Annotated in this window: 12 protein-coding genes and 6 pseudogenes; 6 read left to right on the top strand and 12 right to left on the bottom strand. The window is 56.7% G+C overall.

Annotation, left to right across the window (positions count from 1 at the left end; translation table 11 throughout):
* Positions 1-57 precede the first annotated feature (57 nt).
* Entirely contained in the window at positions 58-1,416 is a 1,359-nt protein-coding gene (locus GCT13_RS38895) for a carboxyl transferase domain-containing protein (RefSeq protein ID WP_087740430.1), read from the top strand.
* 241 nt (positions 1,417-1,657) lie between these two features.
* On the opposite strand, the gene GCT13_RS38890 is transcribed toward GCT13_RS38895, so the two are convergent.
* A complete protein-coding gene (locus tag GCT13_RS38890; RefSeq protein ID WP_087740429.1) occupies positions 1,658-2,950 on the bottom strand; it encodes a cytochrome P450 in 1,293 nt (430 codons plus the stop codon).
* A gap of 1,149 nt (positions 2,951-4,099) precedes the next feature.
* On the bottom strand, positions 4,100-5,296 hold the full coding sequence (locus GCT13_RS38885; RefSeq protein WP_227747236.1) for a porin: 1,197 nt from the start codon (positions 5,294-5,296) through the stop codon (positions 4,100-4,102).
* Positions 5,297-5,509: 213 nt separating this feature from the next.
* Here GCT13_RS38885 and GCT13_RS51660 point away from each other — a divergent pair.
* Positions 5,510-5,877, top strand: a pseudogene (locus tag GCT13_RS51660) (IS6 family transposase); the annotation flags it as partial.
* 429 nt (positions 5,878-6,306) lie between these two features.
* On the opposite strand, the gene GCT13_RS38880 reads toward GCT13_RS51660, so the two are convergent.
* The 3 genes from GCT13_RS38880 to GCT13_RS38870 all read right to left on the bottom strand — a co-directional run bounded on the left by GCT13_RS38880 (position 6,307) and on the right by GCT13_RS38870 (position 7,817).
* Positions 6,307-6,939 (bottom strand): response regulator, encoded by a 633-nt coding sequence (locus GCT13_RS38880; RefSeq protein WP_152767249.1) that lies wholly within the window; start codon positions 6,937-6,939, stop codon positions 6,307-6,309.
* Positions 6,940-7,022: 83 nt separating this feature from the next.
* Positions 7,023-7,217 (bottom strand): hypothetical protein, encoded by a 195-nt coding sequence (locus GCT13_RS38875; RefSeq protein ID WP_087740453.1) that lies wholly within the window; start codon positions 7,215-7,217, stop codon positions 7,023-7,025.
* A gap of 333 nt (positions 7,218-7,550) precedes the next feature.
* A complete protein-coding gene (locus GCT13_RS38870) occupies positions 7,551-7,817 on the bottom strand; it encodes a hypothetical protein (RefSeq protein ID WP_227747237.1) in 267 nt (88 codons plus the stop codon).
* Positions 7,818-8,157: 340 nt separating this feature from the next.
* Between GCT13_RS38870 and GCT13_RS38865 the strand changes: the two are divergent.
* Positions 8,158-8,353, top strand: a pseudogene (locus tag GCT13_RS38865) (IS6 family transposase); the annotation flags it as partial.
* A gap of 190 nt (positions 8,354-8,543) precedes the next feature.
* Here the strand turns inward: GCT13_RS38865 and GCT13_RS38860 are convergent.
* Together GCT13_RS38860 and GCT13_RS38855 are read right to left on the bottom strand one after the other, a co-directional pair.
* Positions 8,544-9,184: pseudogene (locus GCT13_RS38860) on the bottom strand (response regulator).
* Complete coding sequence (locus tag GCT13_RS38855) at positions 9,181-10,596, bottom strand: cache domain-containing protein (protein WP_087740452.1); 1,416 nt, start codon at positions 10,594-10,596, stop codon at positions 9,181-9,183. The pseudogene GCT13_RS38860 and the gene GCT13_RS38855 overlap by 4 nt, the downstream one beginning before the upstream one ends.
* 203 nt (positions 10,597-10,799) lie before the next feature.
* Here GCT13_RS38855 and GCT13_RS38850 point away from each other — a divergent pair, with 203 nt between their 5' ends.
* Both GCT13_RS38850 and GCT13_RS38845 read left to right on the top strand, forming a co-directional pair.
* Positions 10,800-12,878: a carbon starvation CstA family protein gene (locus tag GCT13_RS38850; protein ID WP_087740451.1), complete on the top strand. Its 2,079-nt coding sequence runs from the start codon at positions 10,800-10,802 to the stop codon at positions 12,876-12,878.
* Positions 12,879-12,890: 12 nt separating this feature from the next.
* Positions 12,891-13,097: a YbdD/YjiX family protein gene (locus GCT13_RS38845; protein WP_087740450.1), complete on the top strand. Its 207-nt coding sequence runs from the start codon at positions 12,891-12,893 to the stop codon at positions 13,095-13,097.
* 312 nt (positions 13,098-13,409) lie between these two features.
* Here GCT13_RS38845 and GCT13_RS49945 read toward each other — a convergent pair.
* Positions 13,410-13,662 (bottom strand): annotated as a pseudogene (locus GCT13_RS49945) (IS6 family transposase); the annotation flags it as partial.
* Between the two features lie 587 nt (positions 13,663-14,249).
* On the opposite strand from GCT13_RS49945, the gene GCT13_RS38840 reads away from it, so the two are divergent.
* Positions 14,250-19,679: an AAA family ATPase gene (locus GCT13_RS38840; protein ID WP_087740448.1), complete on the top strand. Its 5,430-nt coding sequence runs from the start codon at positions 14,250-14,252 to the stop codon at positions 19,677-19,679.
* A 349-nt stretch (positions 19,680-20,028) separates the two neighbouring features.
* Here GCT13_RS38840 and GCT13_RS49935 read toward each other — a convergent pair.
* The 4 genes and pseudogenes from GCT13_RS49935 to nifH form a co-directional block, all read right to left on the bottom strand.
* Positions 20,029-20,226, bottom strand: a pseudogene (locus GCT13_RS49935) (hypothetical protein); the annotation flags it as partial.
* A 184-nt stretch (positions 20,227-20,410) separates the two neighbouring features.
* On the bottom strand, positions 20,411-21,970 hold the full coding sequence (gene nifK / locus GCT13_RS38830) for a nitrogenase molybdenum-iron protein subunit beta (RefSeq protein ID WP_087740446.1): 1,560 nt from the start codon (positions 21,968-21,970) through the stop codon (positions 20,411-20,413).
* A gap of 71 nt (positions 21,971-22,041) precedes the next feature.
* The gene (gene nifD / locus GCT13_RS38825; protein ID WP_152767246.1) at positions 22,042-23,505 is read right to left on the bottom strand and encodes a nitrogenase molybdenum-iron protein alpha chain; all 1,464 of its coding nucleotides are present in this window, start codon (positions 23,503-23,505) and stop codon (positions 22,042-22,044) included.
* 71 nt (positions 23,506-23,576) lie between these two features.
* Positions 23,577-23,830: pseudogene (gene nifH, locus GCT13_RS38820) on the bottom strand (nitrogenase reductase); the annotation flags it as partial.

The raw sequence follows: 23,830 nt of genomic DNA, 5'->3' as shown, positions 1-23,830 counted from the left end.
AGCAACGGCATCAATAGCAACAGGTATCCACACGCACTCTCAGGAGGCGGGCGATAAATGCAAATTTCATTGAAGAGGATAAACGCGCTCTTTGACCCTGGCAGTTTTGTTGATCACCACCCGGACGAGAAAAGTCATTTCATCTGCGGCGAAGGATCGGTAAATTCGGTGAAGACGTTTCTGGTCATGAATCGCGGGCAAGACTGTGAGTTCCGGGGAAGTGGTCAGTGGCACACCGCTAGGCAAATCGTAAGAACAGTAACTCAGGCCCAGAATGACGGTGCTCCGTTGATCTACATTCAAGACCAGACTGGAGGGGTAGGCAGTTTCGACACGACAAAAGTGCTTTCGCGAGACATGTCCAAGCTGCTTTTGTCTCCATCGGGAATGGGCCGAGTAAGTGCATCTCTCGCGGAATTGGCAGAAACAAATCTGCTGGTTTCCGCCATACTTGGACCTACGTCAGGTCCACTTGCTTTACCGCTGATGCTTGCAGACCTAGTACTGATGACTGAGAAAGGCGCTTTATGTATGGGTCGACCGGATATGGTGAAAGCCATGTTGGCGCAGGAGTCCGACCTCTATTCACTAGGCGGAACCGATGTCCACAGCAAGGGCTCGGGCTCGGTTCAACTGGTATTTGAAGACGAAGGAAACCTATTCCGATGCTTAAAAAAAATGATTAATGACATTTTCAAAGGCAGCTCACCCAACGCTCGCGAATATGAAGATCCTGATCCCACTGATTTTGAAAAATTAATCCCATCGAATCACCGAGTACCCTATGATATACATGATTTACTATATTCTTTTATCGATAAGAGCAGCCTGACGGAAATAAGCCCACAATTCGCGCAAGAGGTATTGACAGGCTATGCAAGCATCAAAGGAAATCTGACTACAATTATCGCCAACAATCCCCGATATAACGGAGGAATAATTCACAGAAAATCCGCATCCAAAATGGTTAAAATGATAAACATTGCGGCTAAAATCAAAACACCAATCATATTTGTTGCTGATGTCCCCGGATTCATGATCGGTAGAGAAGCCGAACGTACCGGCATATTCTCCGCGGCGGCAGAATTGTTTAGATCGCATATTCAATGTAAGGTGCCGAAGTTACTCCTTGTTGCCCGAAAGGCATACACAGGCGGTGTGTACGCCATGTGCGGGCCCGGATTCGACCCAGTTGCGGTGTTGGCATATCCGCATGCGCAGATTGGCGTTTTCAGCCCTGATACCATGAACAAAGTTTTATCAACCTTCGATGAGGACGCAAGGTCCACAATGCAGGGACTAACCGAAGAAATTGAAAATCCGGAGTTACTGAAAATTAATGGACTGATTACTGACGTAATTAAGATTGAATCCACGAGGAATCAAGTAATTAAATATTTATTTCCCGCCAAATGAATGACCTACATATTTTCTCGTCCCCTCGATTTGAAAATTATCAAGATTTTAAATCCCGCTCAAACTTTCATACACAAAGTATTGGACATGCCGCGCTTATAATATATGATCATCAAATATTGACGCGACTCACCGATAGCTGCTTCTGGAAATGTTGGAAGCATTTGGGCCATTCCACGCAGGATCGTTACGCCAATCATCTTCGTGGGTTTCGTGGCAGCGGCTGTTTCTGATGCAATGGTCATTGCATCATACAGCGTACTGGAAGATGCTTCGGGCCGCCCACGAAGCTGGACGCGATCAATTCGATTTCACCAGCCGGCTCGATAAGCCGCAACCTCGGGATCAGCTCCTCAAACAGGATGCGCATCTCCATGTTCGCGAGATGCTGGCCAAGGCATACGTGAGCCCCAACACCAAATGCGAGATGTCGGTTCGGTTTGCGGTCGATATTGAATTTCAACGGCTCAGGAAAGACTTCCTCGTCACAATTTGCCGAGCCATAGCAGAGCATCAGCCAATCGCCCTTTCGGATTGTCCGGCCTCGAACGTCGGTGTCGGCAGTTGCCGTGCGCATGAAATGACGCACTGGAGATGCGTAGCGAAAGGTTTCGTCGATAAACTGCGGAATCAGCGAGGGGTCCGCCTTAAGTCGCGGCAGTAACTCAGGGAAGCGGCTCAACGCCCACATCGCGACTGAGGTGGACGACGAAACCGTATCATGCCCTGCCGCGGCGATGATCACGTAATAGCCAAGACGGGTCGCTTCATCGATAGGCTGACCATTGACCACCGCATTGGCCAGCAAACTCGCGATATCGTTGCGTGGGTTCTTCCGGCGAGCTTCGGTGAGGCGGTCGAAGTAATCCTTGAAGTCGGCCACGACGGACAGCAGAGCTTTGCCCATCGCGCTGCTCGATTCGCCCTGGCGCTGCATTTCGCGCTTGTATTCAGCATCCTCGCTTCCAAACATCTCGTGAGTCAGCGTCAAAATCCACACAGAATCCTCCTGCGGAACGCCGAGAATATCCATGATCACATTCAGCGGGTAGTGCGATGCAAAGTCATTCGCAAAATCGATCACGTGCCCGCTCCGCTGCAGCAGCTTCGCGATCATCTCATGTGCGAGCGATCGAATGCGGTCGTCAAGCTTGCTGATGCTGTTCGGCAGGAACCATGACTGTGTCAAAGCACGTAGATTCTTGTGCTCGTCGCCATCGACATGCACAAGCGATCGGACAATGTTTGGACCACCAGTGGCGGAAATCACATGCTTGATCGACGCTTTCGGCCGGCAGACGACAGAATAGTCGCCGTTGCGAAACGAGACGTTGTCTCGTGAAATCATGGAGACGTCGGCGTGTTTGGTCACCACCCAGAACGGATCATGTCCGTCCGCTATTGCACGCCCGACAGGGTTGTTTGCGCGCGCCCAAGCATACGTTTCATGGAGACGATCTAGGTTGGTATAGTAATGCGGATCAACCAGATGGTTTGCCATGTCTTTCGGCAGGTCGTAATTTGACATGTTCATGATACTGGTAGGACGGTTTGTTGTTAGAAGCTCGATACCATTCGAGGCAAGGCTCAAAAGCCGTTCCATACACCTGAAGACGGGCCACCAGACGAGAGCGCAGGCAAAGTGGCTGGCTCGGCGCGCCGCGGAATGATGCAATCGCGTCGACGTCTGCGAATCGGCAACTCTGCCGATTTCACGAGCTACGCATTCTTTCTTTCGCCTATCTCATAGATCGTAGTCCTCCTGGCTTTTGCTGTGTGCGCACAATCTGACACCTCGCGGCATTGACCGTTTCGAGCGCAGATTATACGGCCGGTGAAAACCTCACGCTTCCTGCGATCATGAAGGCAAAGATCGTAAGATGATTAAGATATTCGCCCCTGCGCTCGGGGTGAGGGAACCAAACGTAGCTCTTGCGGCCGACGATATGTCGGTGAGTTGCTTTGCTCGAAAGAGCTGGCCATACAGCGATGCAACCGACCTATCGATCATGGCATAAGTGTACAGTCGCACCTTTCATCTGGAAGAGCTTGCGAGTAAGGGGCTTGATCGGAATCAATAGTGCCACTGGCACCGAGCCTGACGGTGAGAGTAAGGTCAATTTTTTCAGCATCGGCATAACAAAACCTTTAAGATTCTGGCGGAAAGGCTCGGCTAACCCATCGGCTGTGCCCGAGAACGAACGCACCGCTTCGATAAGGCATTGCTAGCCATTCGGTCCTGCCGGTCCCATTATCTGTCATCACGCCGTCGGCTAATCTGCTCCGATAGCGGCAGGTGATCTTGCCGTGTCATCGAGTCGATCAGCGTTGAAATGAGCGCCTTGAGCACCAGTCCGGTCCGCGTCCTCCCACATCGTGATCAGCGCGGGCCCGCACCACATCGGCATAGCCGTCGCCAAAGACCCGACTTCGTCCTCGAATACAGCGGCTCGCGACACAGCTGTTACGTCGCGCGCAGAACGAGGAGCGGCATCTCGCGCTTCCTGTCTCGATCTCAGAACCCGCGGTACCGTATCGTTCACCGACTGCCTCGGTCAATTCCCGTCCAGTTAACCGGTTGAACCGTTGCATCCTAAGTTGTGCGCGTCAGTATTCTGACGGATTGAAGAGTTGCACGAGACAAAGGCACCGCCTGGTCGCAAAGTTCCCGTGTTCATGCGCGCTAGAATGTCGTTCGCACTCCGAATCTTAACACCCGTGCTGTTGAGTTGGGAGACGCTGATACCCCGTAATACAATGCCTGTCCCAGCGTGTAAGCGGACCCATTTTTATTTTTGACTTGTGCGTACCCGACGTACAGATTTGTTTGCTTTGAAAGTGCATAGAAAAGACCTAGCCCCACTACATGAACATTTTGTGATTGAGCAAGCCCATCTGAGGTGTCAATCAGTTTCATCACTTGCGCCACTACAACTGTCAAGGGTACAACCTGATAGCTCGCCCCCAGATTAGCAATGGCATAACGTACCGTATTTTGCAACGATCGTGCGCCAGTTCTGTCCGAGTAGTCATCCTTGGTATATCCGAGATATACCCTTGCCGGTCCAATCTCATAGCTACCGCCGATGCCCCACCCCTCATAATATCCGGAAACCGCCCCATCCCTCTTATATAGATATCCTGCATGAAAGGTGGCTGGACCGCGCTTATAGTTTACTGCTCCGCTAAAAGTTGACCCAGCACTTGTAGCCCCCGCCACACCGCCGAGGCCATACATCAATGCAACCGAGAAGCCATAGATTTTTGGGGATGAGTAAAGAATCGATTTATCAACACGGCAAGTGATGCTCTCAGTAAGGAGCACACCGTGAACAACATCATTAGGCAGAGTGCGATCAACGTCCAAGATGCTCCCGCCTAAGCCTCCTTGAAAAACGTCGTATTCACTCACAGCGAGAAACTCTGGTGAGTATTGTCGGCCAAAAGTTAAAGCCCCATTCGGCCCTTCGAACCCAATATATGCCTGTCGGCCAAATTGTGCACCGCCCTGCTGTACAGTGCCAGTATTAGGAGCGAATCCGCCTTCAAGTCGGAATACGCTTTTGTAACCATTGCCGATATCTTCACTACCCATAATACCAAAACGCGATCCGAACGTGCCGCCATTCGACATTTGAGTTAGCGTTCCCCTACCCTGATTTGAAATATCAATGAGAACATCGAGCGCACCATATAGTGCGACGCTACTCTGCGCGCGGCTTGGATCCCCAGCTAGTCCCAAAATCGCACCCGTCACAATTGCGAATACAATCTTTATCGTCTTCATTCCTGAATCAATGTATACACCATTGATGAGGGCCAGTATCCTTGTAAAAATCCGACGGACATTGGAGCCGACGGAGTTAAAAGCCAAATTCATGCCACTCGCAAACGGAAGGCCGAAGCAGGGAGTCCGGTAAGTCACCAATGCTTTTTTTTGCCTCGGCTCGCAGACACTCAGATCTGACAGATGCGCCGGACTCTGTCGGTGTTGCAACAAAGCACACAACCGCCTGCCGTGGGAAAACCCGCATCCGCGACTGCGTGCGAAGACGTTGTTAAGTTGGCAAGAGCGGTTGAGTAAGATGCTCCGATGACAAAGAGCAGATCACTTTATCGCGGCCGTCGCTTCCCGGCGATCGTCGTCAGTTGCGCCTTGCGCCCCTACTACCGCGGTTTTCAGTTGAACCTGTGCGACATCGAGGGATTTGTTTTCGAATGGGGTTGTCGTCCGCTACTCAACCAGTCGACGTTGATGCGACAGATTCGGCGCGGACTTCGCACGGTGGGGGTCAAATCGGCTCGCCGCACATGCGGTACCACACGGCATCGAGACGAAGTGTTTGTGACGTTGCGGTGGATATTACATACGGCGAACATGCGGCCGAACTCGACACCCTGCTGCAGAAGCGGCGCGACAAAGCAGTCGACAAACCGTTCTTCAACCGCATGCTTCATGCAAGCCTGTGCCGAAACAATTACGCGGGCATCGATACACTCGGAGCGATGGGTACGGTTAAAATGCACGGTTCGCTACGTCAGGCAAGAAGGCGGTCATCTAAACGGAGCGCGCCCACTGGCGTCGGGGGACATGTCCTGGAGCCCGTCTGGCAGTTGGCTACATCGTCCATCAAGGAACGTCGCGCTGAATTCGGACATTCACTTCAGGGGCAGGTAGGTGTTATCCGCTGTTATTGCACCTGGGCGAACGCCGGTACGCGCCGCAAGAGATTCCTCTGGGGCCCGGCGGGCCCCGGTGACGCGATGACAGACGGTTTGCGCACCAGAGCGAATGATGAATGCGCCACTAGGAAAAGCTAACAGTGCCTCAGCCCGACGTTTGCCCCTTTGAAAGAGAAAAGCGCAGGCTCCATTCACCTTCGTCCCCGCTTATTCTACGATCAACCCATGCCGGATCGCATAGCGTATCACTTCGGCATTGTTCGCGAGTCCGAGTTTCTGCATCAGGCGCGTCTTGTATGTACTGATCGTTTTCGCACTGAGCGCGCAGCCGTCGGCGATTTCGTTGATGGTGAGGCCCCCCGAGAGCATCTGTAGCACCTGAAATTCGCGGTCCGACAGCACTTCATGTGGCGGCGCGTCGCCGCACTGTGTTTCGAAGACCATTGCATCGACGAGTTTCGGATCGATGCAGCGGCCACCGTCCGCGAGCTTGCGAATCGCTGCGAGCAGCACGTCCGGGTCGCTGTCCTTGGTCAGATAACCCGTTGCGCCCGCGCGCAATGCGCGCGAGGCCACCTGCGCCTCGTCGTGAATGCTCAACACGAGTACGGGCAGCGAAGGTTGCTCCGCCCGTACTCTGCGGATCAGATCGACGCCACTGATGCCGGGCATCGTCATGTCGAGCAGCAGCAGATCGACGACGCCACTGCGCAGCTTGTCGATCACTTCTTTCCCTTGCACCGCTTCCGCCGCGACGACGATATCGCTCGTGGTTGCGATGATCTGCCTGAGTCCGCCACGAACGATCGCGTGATCGTCTGCAATGAGTATCCTGATCATGTTCGGTCCGCGATCGAGCGGAATGTGAATGGAAACCATGGTGCCCGCGCCCCGCGTGCTGCCGATCGAAAACGATCCGCCGATTAGCAGCGCGCGATAGTCGCGAGATGCTGCGCGACGCGCCGCGAAAGAAAGCACAACTTGGAGAGCGCGAGAAGGAACGCATCGACTACCTTGTTCACCATAATGACGAGCGCGGTGCGCGCGAAATCGCGATGGAGATTCGAGGCCGTCACCTCGACACACAGCGTGGCAATCTGCTTGGCATCGTCCTTCACTCGGTGCACGAGATAGTGGTGCTACATCGCCAGGATCAGCCTGATCGCGCAGCTGATGGCGAGCACCGTCGCGAGAAGCCGCAGTTCCACTGCAGCGCCCCACGTAGTCGAACCGTTCCACGCGCGTCCAACCTGTCGAGAGCCATATTCTTCGAGAGTTCCGCCGTTTAGCTATCCTATTCTGCACTCGAACTCGAAGACCAGCTTACCGCGCCTGCCAGGGTTCCGACGAGTCCGATGAATCGCTGCGCGCGGTCGCTCCAACCTCATTGCGTCTTGCCGAATTCTTCCCTGCGGTTTTGCCTGTTTCTCCCCGCTCCTCCGCTTGCGCCGTTAACTGTCCTTTTCCGGCGACTCGCCCACTGCCATCAGGTTCACTACGGGCGCCGGGCGTTCGATCAGATCGTCGATCATATCCGCCATTTCGCAAAGCGCGCGAAATCCATTTTCGTCGAGTTGGTCCGTGTGGTAGCGCCGCAATTTGCGCATTGTTTCGCCCAAACATCTCAGCGCGGCAGGCGTGCTGTCAATCATCGGCCAGCAATGCATCAGATATGTGAGCGCTGTCACATTGCGCGCCTTGCACCATGTGTCGAACATACGCAGACAGATCAAGTTGATCTGTTCCACGTTATTCTCACGCTCCGAAAGATAGGCAATCGTCACACTTCGTGCTCGGCTTGGCGTTTTCAATGCCCCATTTTCGCCTAACTGGTTTAACAACGCTGTCAGGGTGAACTGTAAACCGATGCGAGACATCCTGATTCGCGCGTCAGGAAATCCTGACCACCCATTTGCGCGTAGAGCATGCGACGATGGGCGAGAATCCTTATATGGCGTTGCTTCATGCCTCCGTTCTCTCGGGAAATTCTGACGCTTCCAATCGGCTGCGGCTAGAGGTCTCGTGGTCACCGTCACGTTGCTCAGTGAGTCGGATAACATCTGGCGATACAGGACACGAAATGGGCTTTGTCGCGACCATCGCTTCCCGGCGATCGTCATTAGTTGCGCCGTTCGCCCGTACTACCGGTTTCAGTTGAGGCTGCACGACATCGAGAAGTTGTCGTTCGAGCGGGGTGTTGTCGTCAGCTACGAAACCATTCGACGTAGGTGCGACATTCGGCGCGGGCTTCGCATGCGCACGCATCGCCGTGGGCGTCTTAAAGGCAAGCGCGTGCGGCTGATGTCGTGGTCGGCTATTGCGGCGTTGCAGGAGGCGGGTCTCGAGATCGTCGGGCAAAAGTCCCCTACACAGCGGGACGTGCTGAAACGCGCATGTATCGCCGCTGTCCGATTCGCGCAATACCGCCCTTCCGGGCGGTCGACCTAACTTGAGCGCCGGTGCTCCACGGCGAACTTGATCAGTTCCGCCTGACCATCAATTTCGAGTTTGCGTTTCAGATTCAGCCTATGCGTTTCAACGGTTCTCACTGACAGACCGCTGCGCTGTGCGATCTGCTTGCTCGACAGCCCTTCGGCCAGCTGGTCGAGAATGTCGCGCTCTCGCGGTGTCAAACGTTCCATAGGATCGCGAATCGTGAATGCATGGATGAGCCGCGCGCCAAGTCCTTCGCTGAAGAACGTCTTCCCATCGAGAACCGCACCGATCGCGCGGATGATTTCCGCGCCCGGCGAATCCTTCAAAACATAGCCGCGCGCACCGGCGCGAACGGCTTTGGTCACATACTCAACGTTGTCGTGCATCGACAGCATGAGCACGCGTATGCCAGGAAAGCGTTCATGAAACAGCGCGGCGAGCGTAATTCCATTCATGCCCTTCATGCCGACATCCATCAGCACGAGGTCAGGCTCCTGCGCGGCCGCGAGCGCCAGCGCTTGTTCCGCATTGCCCGCTTCGCCGACGACGGCAAAGCCTGGCACAGCCTCGAGCCGCGCGCGCAAGCCGTCGCGCACAAGCGGTGATCATCGACAAGTATGAGGCGCGCCGCGCCCGTTGGATAGTTCATGAACGTTTCACCTGTAGTTTTTCCGGAAGCGGGCCGCGCGTGAAAAGAGGCACGGTCGCCGTTACTATTGTATGACCCGCGCGTGAGTCTAGTTGCAGGCTGCCGTTGAGCGCCTCCAGCCGCTCACGCATGTTGCGCAGACCGATGCCCCTAAAAAGATCGGACTGTACGCGTTCAACATTGAAGCCCCGCCCGTCGTCGCTGATAGAGAGAGTGATCTTGCTCCCCGATACTTCGAGCGCCAATGCCGCCCGGGTCGCATGTGCGTGCCGGAGAATATTGGTCAACGCTTCCTGCGCGATACGAAATAGCGCCGTCTTTACACTATCGGGCAAGTGCGCGGCGTGATCGTGGGAAATCTGCGTGAAACCGATCACCAGTTGACTCTGCGCGCTCAACTCGCGCGTCAACTGTTCCAGCGCCGCCGCGAGGCCCAGATCGTCGAGCATCGAAGGACGCAGTGCATGCGAGATGCGGCGCACTTCGCGCAGCGCATCGGCGAGGCGAGCGATACCCATGGACAGCGCTGCTTCCGCCGGCGGGACGTGCGTTGCGCTCAGTTCGAGACGCGCAAGCGCCGATTCGAGCAGCAACTTGACGGACACGAGCATCTGATTGATGCCGTCGTGCAGTTCCCGCGACAGCCGCGCCCGTTCGTTTTCCTGCGACTCCACCACCTGCTGCGCGAGACGCTTGAGCTTGGCGTCGGCGCTGCGGTGCTCGCTTACGTTCAACACAAGCGCGCAGACGGCAATCACGCAGAGCCCGGCAAGCGCAATCGTGCCGATCCACATCATCGTGTGGTCAATATCGCCCGATGCGCGCCGATCGATGCGTGCGAGCGTCGTATCAACATCGTCCAGATAGATTCCTGTGCCGAGCATCCAGCCCCAGCGCCGTAGCGGCACGACATAGCCGAGCTTCGGCGCGAGCTTGCCGGTCGACGGACGATGCCACACATAACGCACATAGCCGCCTCCCTGTGCAGCCGCGCCGAGCAACTGCTGGATGGTCAGCGCCCCAGCGGGATCGCGCAGCGTCCACAAGTCACGGCCCACGAGATTCGGCTCGCGCGGGTGCATCAACGAGCGGCCGTGCATGTCGTAGACGAAGAAGTAGCCGTCCGGGCCGAAGTCCATTTTCTCCAGCATCGCGAGTGCGCGGTCGCGCAGCAAGGCATCGTCGCGCGCGTTGTTGCCGGCCTCGTCGTACAGAGGCTTGATGGCGCTCGACGCGAGATCGACATAATTGCGCAATTCGATTTTCTTGCTGGCCATATAGGCCAACTGGGTCGTGTCGTGCTGCACCTTCGCAAGCGACGTCGCCTGATGGCGCACGCCGAATGCAATGCCCGCTATTGCGACGAGAAATGGCACGACAGCGAGCAGAAATATCTTCGCTTTGAGTTTCATCTTGGAAAACCGGTCGGGCAGGCTACGTAGAACTACGTAGCACAGTTACGTGGTTGTGCGCTTGTGTCGCACTGGACGAAGACGAATACTACACGCCCAAAGCATGGCACATCTTCGACCATGCGCGGCACCCGCACAACGAGCCGCAGTGGACCCGGCCAGCAGCGCTGACGGGTGTTCGTAAAACTATATTGGAGACTCCTATGAACCGGGCATCCAGTTTTCTGGTGTGGACGGCAGTCGCGCTGTTGGGCGCGTTCTCGTTCGGTACCATCGCGCTCACGCATGGCGAAAAGGTCAACGCACTCTGGGTTGTGATCGCCGCCGTCTGCGTCTATCTGATCGCGTACCGCTTCTACAGCCACTTCATCGCAAACCATGTCGTGCAGCTCGACGGCCAGCGTATGACACCCGCCGTGCGGCACAACGACGGCCTCGATTACGTGCCGACCAACAAGTACGTGCTGTTCGGCCATCACTTCGCGGCCATCGCCGGCGCGGGTCCGCTCGTCGGCCCGGTGCTCGCCGCGCAGATGGGCTACATGCCCGGCATGCTCTGGATTCTCGCAGGAGTCGTTTTCGCGGGCGCGGTGCAGGACTTCATCGTGCTCTTTATCTCGACGCGCCGCGACGGACGTTCGCTCGGCGATCTCGTGAAGATGGAGCTCGGCACAGTCCCTGGCATAATTGCGCTGTTCGGTGCTTTCCTGATCATGGTGATCATTCTTGCCGTGCTGGCGCTGATCGTCGTCAAGGCGCTGACGAATTCGCCGTGGGGCACGTTCACGGTCGCCGCGACGATTCCCATTGCGCTTTTCATGGGCATCTACACGCGCATTATCCGCCTGGGTCGCATCGGTGAGGTGTCGGTGATCGGCTTCGTGCTGCTGATGGCATCGATCGTATTCGGCCAGCAGGTACACGATTCGGCAGCACTGGCCGCATGGTTCACGTTCAGTGGCACACAGCTCACCTGGATTCTGATCGGCTACGGTTTCATCGCATCGGTGCTGCCCGTGTGGCTGCTGCTGGCGCCGCGCGATTATCTGTCGACGTTCCTGAAGATCGGCACGATCCTCGGTCTAGCAACCGGCATTCTGATCGTCGCACCAGAGCTGAAAATGCCGGCGCTGACGAAGTTCATCGACGGCACAGGTCCCGTCTGGTCGGGCAACCTGTTCCCGTTCCTCTTCATCACCATCGCTTGCGGAGCGGTGTCGGGTTTCCATGCGCTGATTTCATCGGGCACGACGCCGAAACTGCTCGATAACGAAACCAACGCGCGCTTCATCGGCTACGGCGCGATGCTGATGGAATCCTTTGTCGCCATCATGGCCCTGGTCGCAGCGGCCGTGATCGAGCCCGGCGTGTACTTCGCGATGAACTCACCTGCTACGGTGCTCGGCGAGATGCCTGAAGCCGTGGCGCACACCGTGTCTCAATGGGGTTTCGTGCTGACGCCGGAGATGCTGACGCAAACTGCAAAAGCCGTCGGTGAGACGACCATCGTGGCGCGCGCAGGCGGCGCACCGACACTCGCCGTGGGTATGGCGCAGATCCTGCATCAGGTGATGGGCGGTCAGGCGATGATGGCATTCTGGTATCACTTCGCGATCCTGTTCGAGGCGCTCTTCATTCTGACGGCGGTCGACGCGGGCACGCGCGCCGGCCGCTTCATGCTGCAAGACCTGCTCGGCACATTCCATCCTGCACTCAAGCGCACAGATTCGATCCCAGCCAATCTGATCTCTACTGCGCTCTGCGTCGCGGCGTGGGGCTACTTCCTCTATCAAGGCGTCGTCGACCCGTTGGGCGGCATCAATACGCTCTGGCCGCTCTTCGGCATCTCGAACCAGATGCTTGCAGGAATTGCACTCGTGCTCGGCACGGTGGTGCTATTCAAGATGAAGCGCGAACGCTTCGCATGGGTCACGCTGGTACCGACCGTGTGGCTGCTGATCTGTACGATGACGGCAGGCTGGCAGAAGATCTTCGACGCCAACCCGAAGATCGGCTTTCTCGCGCACGCGGCGAAACTCGGCGCAGCTGCCGATGCAGGCAAGATCGTCGCACCCGCGAAGTCGATTGCGCAGATGCATCGCGTCATTTTCAACGACTATATCGACGCGGCGCTTGCTGGGCTGTTCATCTTCGTCGTTGTCACTGTTGTCGTGTATGGGGCGCTTGCTGGCGTGCGTGCTCGTCGCGCCGATCGTGCTACTGATCGGGAAATGCCGTTCGAGATGCTGCCCGCCGGCCAGCGTACAGGTGGCACCAACTGATCGGAGGCCGTGATGTTCTCAGGACTGAGGGACGACGTGCGCAACGCAGGGCGCTATCTCGGCCAGACCATGCGGTTGATGGTCGGCTTGCCCGACTATGAGACCTATGTCTCGCATATGAGGCGGACACATCCCGACCGGGATGTGATGAGTTACGAACAGTTCTTTCAGGAACGGCAGGCCGCGCGGTACAGCGGAAGCGCTGGGAGGTGTTGTTGATCTGACAGGTGCCGGCTCGTCCGCAAGCAGCTCTCGCCCTGACCCATCCTGGAGCGACGAAACGCCTCCGTGTTTTGACAGCGCTTTAGCACTCTATAATAACGATGCGTCATCGAACGAATTGCTTTCGCACATCGTCTCAACACGGACCTGTCACCCTGATGGATTACCTTTCCGCAGTCGCTCACCACCATACCTTTTTAACGCAGTAGAACCGGGCGGTTTGAAGCCCGCTACTGCAAGCCGACTCCGGGGAGGTTCACTCCCACCTTCAGTACAGCACAAGGGATTCACATGTGTTCGTGACACACTTTCGTCGAGGTACCACGGGGCGCCTGGTTTACGGCGCGTACCTTGACTGGTGAGCAAAGCCCGCGCCGAATGTGTCGCACCAACGTCGAATGGTTTCGTAGCTGACGACAACACCCTGTTCGAACGACAGCTTTTCGATGTCGCGCGGGCTAAACTGAAACCGGTAGTACGGGCGCACGGCGCAACTGGTGACGATGATCGCCGGGAAGCGATGGTCATGACAAAGCGCATTTTCTGTTCTGCATCGCCAGATCCTGCGCGACTCAACGTGACAATACCTCCCAGAACCTTATCCAGTAGCGTTCCGTCGATTCGAGCGCCACGGCGTCGACACCACAGGGCACCAGCAGCCAGTCGGCGATCACGTAAGATCGTCTGTCATTATCAGGCACTCACGTACCGGCTCATCAGAGGCTGCCCTGGGTACGGTCAGCCCGTCACCAAAGCCTCCAATATTCGATCCCCAACGCGTTTGGAAACACCTTAGCGCTGTCTTCGCGCTTGCTTATCGCCATCGTTGGCATCACTATTGTGAACGGCAACGCCATGGGAAGCGCCGTATTCGACTCGCCCCCGCCAACGAAATCCGGCACGCGGCACTCGCCGCCGTCACCAACGATTCACGGACCATGCTATTAAACGGACTGGGCAACACAACGCGCCAACGCCGTAACTTCGCACCGGTGCATGTTCGGTCGTCTTGGCACTACCGCTCTCTTTATAGCGTGTTCTGCCCAATCTCGTCCGTTTCTCGTTTCTTCTTACATTTTATAGGTGCGATACCTGCCGGGTGCAGCGCATAATTGCTGATTCGACCGGCTTGGAGTCTGGGTGCGGTAAATGAACGTTCCACGCTTTTCCGAAAGACGAAACAACCGCCAAGTCCTATGGGCGGACGCGGACCGTGTCTTCTGTCGAGTTCGTCAATCTCGCGGCAGCGATAGCGTTCTGATCGTACAGACCACGGCGGCGAATCCCTCAGCCGACACCATCCTTCGTCTTGCGCACGAATTCGAGCTGAAGGAGCAGCTCAATGGCACGTGGGCAGTACGGCCCGTAGATCTGATTCGCGGAGAAGACCGGACTGTATTGGTGCTCGAAGACCCGGGCGGCGAGCCGCTCGAACAGGTGATTGGCGCGCCGATGGAGATGGGAACTGTTTTACACGTTGCCATCGGCATTGCCGAGGCGCTGGGCAAAATCCACCAGCGCGGTTTCGTCCACAAGGACCTCAAGCCCGCTCATATTCTGGTGAACTGCGCGGACGGTCTCTTGCGGCTCACCGGCTTCGGCATTGCTTCAGAACTGCCCCGCGAGCGTCAGTCGCCAGCGCCACCTGAAACGATTGCCGGCACGCTGGCATATATGGCACCCGAACAGACGGGGCGAATGAATCGCTCGATTGATTTCCGGAGCGACCTCTATTCATTCGGCGTTGTGCTCTATCAGATGCTCACCGGTGTATTGCCGTTCTGCGCGGCCGACCCGATGGAATGGGTGCACTGCCACGTTGCTCGCAAGCCGATGGCGCCCAGCGCACGGGAGGGAACAATTTCGCCCGTTGTCTCGGAAATAGTTATGAAGCTGCTCGCCAAAACGCCCGAGGAGCGCTATCAGACAGCGGCTGGCGTGGAGCGTGATCTGCGACGTTGTCTTACCGATTGGCAGCGACAGCGACACATCGAAGTCTTTACCCTCGGCGAGCACGACACGCCTGATCGGCTGTTAATTCCTAACAAACTTTATGGTCGGCAACGTGAGATCGACGCTCTGGTCACGGCGTTTGACCGCGTCGTCGCCAAGGGCACACCGCAACTGGTGCTGGTTTCCGGCTATTCGGGCATTGGTAAGTCCGCGATCGCGAATGAGCTACAGAAGGTGCTGGTGCCGTTACGAGCACTCTTCGCGTCGGGCAAGTTCGACCAATACAAGCGCGACATACCATACTCGACACTGCTGCCGGCTTTTCGTGATCTGGTGCGCCGGCTTCTCACTCTGGGTGAGACGGAACTGGCGATTTGGCGCGATGCCTTCATGGTGGCACTGAAGCCAAACGCGCGACTCGTGACTGACCTACTCCCCGAACTTAAGCTTGTCATCGGCAACCAGCCGCCCGTCCCCGAACTGGATCTGCATCAGGCACAACGCCGTTTCCAGCTTGCCTTCCGGCGGTTCGCGGGTGTCTTTGCCCGGCAGGAACGTCCGTTGGTGCTGTTTTTCGATGACCTCCAATGGCTCGATACCGCGACGCTGGACCTGCTGCAGGAATTTCTAACCTGCCCGGATCTGAAATATCTGATGATTATTGGCGCGTATCGAAGCAACGAGGTAGACATCAATCATCTGCTGATGAATAAGCTTCATGCGGTCAGGAAAATGGGCGCGGCGATTGACGAAATCCCGCTCCTACCGCTCACTCGCGAGCACGTGGAGCGATTGATAGCAGAAGCGCTCCATGCAACGCCGGAACGAGTCTCGCCGCTTGCGCAACTCGTACATGATAAGACTGGCGGCAATCCGTTTTTCATCATTCAATTTCTACACGCACTCGTCGACGAGGATTTACTCACTTTCGATCACGACATGGCCTGTTGGCAGTGGCGTCTGCCAGACATTCGCGCAAAGGGCTACACGGACAACGTGGCAGACCTGATGGTCGTAAAGCTGACCCGCCTCCCTGCCGAAACACGGCGGGCATTGCGACTGCTCGCCTGTCTCGGCAATACCGCGGCGATCGGGATTCTGTCGAAAGTGTTGGGAAAAACCAAGCAAAGTGTGCGAGCGTCGCTGACACCAGCAGTACACAAGGAGCTTGTCGATGATCTGGGAGACGCATACAGGTTTGCGCACGACCGGGTGCAGGAAGCTGCCTATTCGCTGATCCCGGATGGCTTGCGTCCAAAGGTCCATCTGCGTATCGGGCGCCTGCTCGCCACACAAACCCCTCCCGAGAAGCGGGAGCAGGCGATATTCGATATCGTCAGTCAACTCAACCGAGGAGCAGCGCTGGTCGCTTCCCAGAAGGAACGCGACCAACTCGCTGAGTTCAACCTGATAGCCGGCCAGCGCGCCAAGGCGTCGACGGCCTATGAATCAGCGCTCACTTATCTCATCATGGGTGCGCAACTCCTAGCCGACGATTGCTGGGAGCGCAAGCATGAACTTATCTTTACACTCGAGTTAACTCGAGCCGAATGCGAATTTCTGACCGGGAGACTGTCGATCGCGGAGCAACGCTTGAAAATGCTATCACTTCGCGCAACACGTACAGTCGAACAGGCGCTCGTCATGTGCCTGCAAATGGACGTTTATCTGACTCTTGACCAGAGCGATCGTGCGGTCGCCGTCTGCCTCGACCATCTCCGTCACATCGGGATCCATTGGTCCGCCCATCCGGGTGAGGAAGACGTACAACGGGAGTACGAACGGATCTGGAGCCGGCTTGGGGGTCGTACGATAGAGGACCTCATCGACTTGCCGCTAATGAAGGACCCAGATTTCCTTTCGACGGCCGATGTGCTGAGCAAGCTCTTGCGCCCAGCATGGTTCACGGACGCGAATCTGGCTTCCCTGACGATATGCAAAGCGGTCAGTCTCAGCCTGGAGCATGGCAACTGCGACGCGTCCTCCTTCGCCTATGTTATGTTTGCACGGATAGCCGGACCGCGTTTTAACGACTATCAAGAAGGGTTCAAGTTTGGCGATCTCGGCTACAAACTCGTCGAACAACGGGGCCTCAAGCGTTTTGAAGCGGTCACGTATCTTTGCTATGCGCTTTACGTCGCGCGCTGGACGAAACACATGCGGATGAGCAATCAGGTGCTCGATACTGCATTCAAGGCGGCGAATCGAACCGGAGACCTACCATCTGCCGCCTACACATGCTGCCATGTCATCTCCAACCTGCTCTTTGCCGGCGAGCCATTAAGCGCGGTGGAACATGAAGTCGAACAGGGCCTGGTCTTTTCCGAAAAGACGGGCTTCGGCATGGTCGTCGATAACCTGATCACACAGCTCGCGCTAATTCGAATGCTCCGCGGCTCGACGCTCCGGTTTGGACGCCTCGATGACGGCAATTTCAAGGAACTCCGTGTCGAGCAGCATTTGTCGGGCAATCCCGCGCTAGCAACGGCTGCGTGCTGGTACTGGATCAGGAAATTACAGGCACGCTATATTGCCGGCAACTACACGGAAGCTGTTGACGCCGCAAGGACGGCGCAACGACTGCTCTGGACGTCTTCGTCGCATTTGGAGGATTGTGAGTATCACTTCTACAGTGCGCTGGCCCGAGCGGCACATTGCGATCACGTTCCGGCCGGAGAGCGGCAGATTTATCAGGACACGGTAGTCGCGCATCACCGGCAACTGAAAATATGGTCGAAGATCTGCCCGGCAAATTTCGCTAACCGCGTGGCGTTGGTCGGTGCCGAGATTGCCCGGTTGGAAAATCGCGATGTTGACGCGATGCGGCTCTTTGAAGAAGCCATCCTGTCAGCACGCGCTAATGGCTTTGTCCATAACGAAGCTATAGCTAACGAACTCGCCTTCCGCTTCTACTCGACACGCGGTTTTGAGAAGATCGCATGCATGTATGCCAAGGAGGCTCGACAAGCCTACCAGCGGTGGGGTGCCGCGGGCAAGGTGCGACAACTCGATGACCTTCTTCCGCATCTCATGGGGGAGGAGCTAGCGCCGATGCCAACTACCACTATCGGGGCGCCCATCGAACAATTGGACCTCGCTACCGTGATCAAAGTGTCGCAGGCAATCTCAGGCGAGATCGTCCTGGACAATCTGGTCGATACGGTCATGCGCACGGCGATCGAACAGGCGGGCGCGGCGCGGGGGGTGCTCATCCTACCGGACGTCGACAAACAATGGATAGCGGCGGAAGCTACAACGGACGGCAACATGCCTCGCGTGCAGTTGTGCACTATGCCCATTAATGCGACGTTAATGCCCGAATCATTGCTGTACCATGTCTTACGCACCGGGGAGAGCGTCATTCTCGACGATGCTGCGGAGGACCCCGCATTTAGCACGGATCCCTACATCCGCGAGCATCGGGTCCGTTCTATCGTCTGCTTGCCCCTGATGAACCAGGCCAAGCTTACGGGCGTGCTCTATCTCGAAAACAATCTGATCACCCGCGCATTCGCTCCAGCTCGAATCGCAGTGCTTCGCCTTCTGGCCTCACAGGCAGCAACATCGTTTGAGAACACTCGCTTGTACGAGGACCTCACGGAGCGCGAAGCTAGAATCCGTCGTCTCGTCGACGCAAACATCATCGGCGTCATCGTGTGGAACGCTAATGGCGACATTCTCGAGGCCAATGACGCATTTCTGAGTATGGTGGGATACGAGCGCGAGGACCTCGTCTCAGGTCGCATTCGCTGGAGAGACCTGACGCCGCAGGAATGGCGCGAGACCACCGAAGAGGCTCTGGAGCAAATTTTGCACACGGGGCGCGTGCAGCCGTCCGAAAAGGAATACATTAGAAAAGACGGTAGCCGTATACCTGTTATGGTTGGCAGAGTTGCCTTCGAATCCAGTCGGAAAGAAGGTGTCGCTTTCGTGGTCGACTTGTCAGAGCGAAAGGAAGTGGAGCACCGCTTGCGGGAATCGTATGAGATGCTACGTGAACTCACCTCGCGTCGCGAGACGGCTCGCGAAGAAGAGCGCAAACGTATTGCACGTGAAATGCACGACGAACTTGGGCAACATCTCACAGCACTTCGCCTAAGGCTCTCGGCTTTGCGAATGAAACTTTGCATTGATTGTCCGGAGCTTGTCGACCAGACGCAGGCACTGGTTTCTCTCGTGGACCAAACAATGCAAGTTGTACGGGGCGTCATCACGTCGCTACGCCCGGCTGCGCTGGACACAGGCATTGTAGCCGCACTCGAGTGGCTTGCCGCCGAGTTCAACCATAATCGACGTGTAACGTGTCGCCTGCTCGTGCACGATGAGAACATCGCAATGGACGAGGACCGGGCCATCGTGCTGTTTCGCCTGGTTCAGGAGGCACTGACCAACGTCTCCCGTCATGCGGAAGCCACGAGGGTGGTCATCACGCTTGAGCGGACGGCTAATGCCTACCTTCTCCAAGTAAGCGACGATGGTCAAGGTTTCGACGTCCTGGCTGCCAGAAAGAAGTCCTTTGGGCTAGTGGGAATGGAAGAACGCGTCCTGATGCTCGGCGGCCACATCGAAATAGTCAGTTCGCCGGGCACCGGAACTGTAATAAAAGCAAGCCTGCCTGATAGTTAGGCCGCGATGATATTGCCACCCTCAAGATGAGTAAGTGACGAGATTCGAAAAATTCGATCTATCAGCGACACGGCGACCGTGATAGAGCGAATTCGTCTTCTTCATTCTTTGAAAGCAACCTTGGCCAAAGAATACGATTAAGGTGTCACGGCATCGACATTTTCAGCTTCCTCGTGGCGGCGCTGTTGATATGCCGCGCACAGAGTCGGTTGGCGCGGCCCGCTAACCGAGTTAAGCCGCTGGCAGATCATGTACCTGCGCGTTTCCAGATGACGAAGCGAAGGTATTTTCGCCAGCGCGCTGCGCTCGCGATTACAGGCGAAACGGAGGATGTAAATCAACTGCACGCCCTACGGCGAGCCGCGTTGACCCGCCGTGCTAAGCCCGCGCCGAACATGTCGCACCTACGTCGAATGGTTTCGTAGCGGACAATAACAGCCCGTTCGAACAACAACTCCTCGATGTCGAGCAGAAACTGAAACCGGCAATACCAGCGCACGGCGCAACAGACAATTTCGACGTAGCCACCGAGCGGCTGGGCACGCACTGTCCATCACCCAGTGAGAGCCTCCAGTCCTTCTCGTCGAGTTCCAAAGCCACGTACTGGAGGTGGACTGGGTCAGGCGTGTCCATTTGCGTGCCCCTTCGCAGAGAACGGGTGTGCGAGTCCCGTATTACTCTCTAACCGCCGCTGCCCTCACATATGGCATCTAGGTGAGGACCACGCGACGTCAGCGCACAATATCATAGCTGTAGTCTGTCTTCGAAATATCGATGGTGTTCGCATCCAGTGTTTCGAAGAACTCATCCAGCAGCGCCAGTAGAATTCGCAATCCGCCGGCATACCCCCAAGTCGGGTAGCGATGATAGTGGTGGCGGTCGAATATGGGGAACACGAGCCGCACAAGGGGTGTCCCGGTGTCGCGCTCCAGATACTTTCCGTATGTGTTGCCGATCAGGAAGTCCACTGGCTCCGTGAATAGCAGCGAGCGCAGGTGCCAAAGATCGCGTTTGGGATAGACCTTGCATCCTGCACCGTATGGCGATGCATCCAACAGGGCCTTGACCTTCTCTGCCCAGCCTTCGTTGCCGTTGGTTGCGAGCACGTGCACCGGCTCCGCGCCGAGTTCAAGCAGGAATTGCGTGTACCCGAGCATCTGGTCCGGATCGCCATAAAGGGCGTAGCGCTTGCCGTGCAGGTTCGCCTGACTATCCGCCATGGCATCGACGAGTTGGCCGCGCTCCTTTTCGAGCTCTGCGGGAATTGGCTTGCCGGTCGCGCGCGAAATCTCCATCAGGAAGCGGTCGGTCCCGCCAACGCCGACAGGCGCATTCAGCAAGATCACTTCCTGGCCGTGATCGGCGATGAACTTGCTCGTCTTCTCGCAGCAAAACTCCTGAAAGACGAACGTTGCCTTCGCGTTCAACGCGCGCTCGACCTCCTCTTTGGTTGTACCGCCCTGGTACATCCGGAACTGGCCATCGGTCGGCGTGTTCCATGTCTCGGACGGGTCACAAATGATGTTGACCTTCACCCCGAATAGGTGGAAGATCCGTCGAATCTCTTTCATATTGCCGACCACGAAACCGTCGAATCCACCGATAAAGTTCACGGTGTCGTCCGGCACGCGCGCGAGCGGGGGAGAAGTGCCAGCCTTGCCGTCCCAAAAATGCTTCAGGATGCCTAATAGCGCATTGTCGTAGCCTGTCACGTGGCTGCCCACAAACGCGGGCGTGTGGGCGAACGGCACGTCATAGTCTTGCGGTACGCTGCCCTTCTGCTTGCTGTTCTTGATGAACGCATCGAGGTCATCGCCGATCACCTCTGCCATGCATGTCGTCGAGACGGCAATCATCTCGGGCTTGTACAGATTGTACGCATTCGCGAGGCCGTCAATCATGTTGTTCAGCCCGCCGAACACCGCTGCGTCCTCCGTCATCGACGAGCTGACGCACGACGTCGGCTCCTTGAAATGTCGCGAGAAATGCGAGCGATAATAAGCCACGCAGCCCTGTGAGCCGTGCACGAACGGCAGAGTCTTGTGAAAACCGTTAGCCACGAAGACGGCGCCAAGCGGCTGGCACGCCTTTGCTGGATTCACAGTCAGCGAATCGCGGGCAAAATTCTTCTGCTTGTAATCCTCAGTCTTGGTCCATTCGGCGACCTGCTTCACCGCCTCATCAGGATGAGTGAACTCGAAGTTTTCCTTCTTGTTGCGAAGCAGCGCCTGATATTCTGGCTCGCGAAAGAGCAGTTCGTGATCGAGAATGTTGTCGGTGGATTGGGGCATGACTCGCTCCTGAATCGATAATCTGAACAGCCGTCTGTCGGCACCGTTATGCCATTAACGCCCGGTTGCGCTCAGGCAGCCTTTTTCCACGGGGCCTTCGAGAGGCCCCAGACTGGACTCGAGATCGCCATGTCCATGTCGCGCGCGAAGATCGCGAAGCCGTCGTAGCCGTGATAGGGGCCCGAGTAATCCCAGCTGTGCATCTGCCGGAACGGGACACCCATCTTCTGAAAGACGTATTTTTCCTTGATGCCCGAGCCGACGAGGTCCGGCCGCGTGTGCTCAACGAATCTCTCGAATTCATAGCCAGTCACGTCGTCGTAGATCAACGTGCCGTCTTCAACATGCTGCGTCGTGCGCTGGTAGTCGTCGTTGTGAGCGAACTCATATCCGGTGCCGACGACTTCCATGCCAAGGTCTTCGTACGCCCCGATAACGTGACGCGGGCGCAGGCCGCCCACGAACAGCATCACCTTTTTGCCTTGCAGACGCGGTTTATACCTGGCAATGACTGCATCCATCAACGCGCGGTATTTAGCGATCACTTTTTCGGCGTTCGCCTTGATTGTGTCGTCAAACCGGCTCGCGATCTCACGCAGGCTCTTCTCGATCATTGTCGGACCGAAAAAGTTGTACTCGACCCACGGAATGCCATATTTCTCCTCCATGTGCCGGCTGATGTAGTTCATCGACCGGTAGCAGTGCAGCAGATTGAGCTTTGATCTCGGCGTACTCTCGAGTTCCGCAAGCGTGCCATCTCCCGACCACTGCGCGATGACGCGCAAACCCATCTCCTCAAGCAGGATGCGGCTTGACCACGCATCGCCGCCGATGTTGTAGTCACCGATGATCGCGACGTCGTAAGGTGTCGACTCGAGTGCGGGCCGCCTGTTCGGATCGACGTGGTCGAACACGCAATCGCGGATCGCATCGTTTGCAAGATGATGGCCGAGTGACTGCGACACACCGCGAAAACCCTCGCAGCGTACCGGCACGATCGTGTGCCCCCCATACTGCGTGCTCTTCTTCTTTGAGACTGCCTCGATGTCGTCACCGATCAGACCGATCGGACACTCAGTCTGGACGGAGATACCTCTGTTGAGCGGAAAGAGCTCCTGGATCTCGTCGATGATCTTGTCGAGCTTCTTGTCGCCGCCGAACACGATGTCCTTCTCCTGGAAATCGGAAGTGAACTGCATCGTGACGAACGTATCGATGCCTGTCGTGCCGACGTAGTAGTTGCGGCGCGAGCCCCACGAGTACTGGCCACAGCCGACGGGGCCGTGACTGATGTGAATCATGTCCTTGATCGGCCCCCAGACAACGCCCTTAGAGCCGGCGTACGCGCAGCCGCGAATTGTCATTACGCCGGGCAGCGACTTGATGTTGGACTTCACCCCACAGTCGGGCTTGCCCTGTTCAAAGGAACCCAGATGCTTGGCGCGGCGCTTGGCCATCTTTTCGGGGTAGGCCTGCAGCACTTCATCGATCAGGGCCTTGTTGGCGGCCTTGCGTTCTTCAACCGTCGCGGTCATTGCATATCCCATAAGTGGAGAATGTCGTCGCCGGATCCGGCCGCCGGACGGCGACCGTCGTCCGGCATTCGTCAGGCGGTCAGCTCGGCCGCCTTTTTTCCGACCTGCGACTCGTCGACCTGCACCATGATGCCTTTCTCCATCAGCAGGTCCTCGAGCTGGTCCATCGTGATCGGCGTCGGAATCACACCATTGCCGCCGTTGTGATGAATCTTCTCGGCAAGCGCGCGATACTGGCCCGCCTGTGCACTGTCCGGCGCATACTCGATCACGGTCATTCGCCGCAGTTCCGCGTGCTGGACGATGTTGTCGCGCGGCACGAAGT

The organism is Paraburkholderia franconis (genome assembly GCF_009362735.1).
Classification (GTDB): domain Bacteria; phylum Pseudomonadota; class Gammaproteobacteria; order Burkholderiales; family Burkholderiaceae; genus Paraburkholderia; species Paraburkholderia franconis.
The sequence above is the reverse complement of the archived record's forward strand: the minus strand, read 5'-3'. Positions and strand labels throughout refer to the sequence as shown.

Bases quoted from the DNA above. Each gene is read 5' to 3' on its own strand.
- nifK (WP_087740446.1), bottom strand. From the start codon at position 21,970: ATGCCCCAATCCACCGACAACATTCTCGATCACGAACTGCTCTTTCGC.
- GCT13_RS38845 (WP_087740450.1), top strand. From the start codon at position 12,891: ATGTTCTCAGGACTGAGGGACGACGTGCGCAACGCAGGGCGCTATCTC.
- GCT13_RS38870 (WP_227747237.1), bottom strand. From the start codon at position 7,817: ATGTTCGACACATGGTGCAAGGCGCGCAATGTGACAGCGCTCACATAT.
- GCT13_RS38885 (WP_227747236.1), bottom strand. From the start codon at position 5,296: ATGAATTTGGCTTTTAACTCCGTCGGCTCCAATGTCCGTCGGATTTTT.
- GCT13_RS38890 (WP_087740429.1), bottom strand. From the start codon at position 2,950: ATGAACATGTCAAATTACGACCTGCCGAAAGACATGGCAAACCATCTG.
- nifD (WP_152767246.1), bottom strand. From the start codon at position 23,505: ATGACCGCGACGGTTGAAGAACGCAAGGCCGCCAACAAGGCCCTGATC.
- GCT13_RS38895 (WP_087740430.1), top strand. From the start codon at position 58: ATGCAAATTTCATTGAAGAGGATAAACGCGCTCTTTGACCCTGGCAGT.
- GCT13_RS38850 (WP_087740451.1), top strand. From the start codon at position 10,800: ATGAACCGGGCATCCAGTTTTCTGGTGTGGACGGCAGTCGCGCTGTTG.
- GCT13_RS38855 (WP_087740452.1), bottom strand. From the start codon at position 10,596: ATGAAACTCAAAGCGAAGATATTTCTGCTCGCTGTCGTGCCATTTCTC.
- GCT13_RS38880 (WP_152767249.1), bottom strand. From the start codon at position 6,939: ATGATCAGGATACTCATTGCAGACGATCACGCGATCGTTCGTGGCGGA.
- GCT13_RS38840 (WP_087740448.1), top strand. From the start codon at position 14,250: ATGAACGTTCCACGCTTTTCCGAAAGACGAAACAACCGCCAAGTCCTA.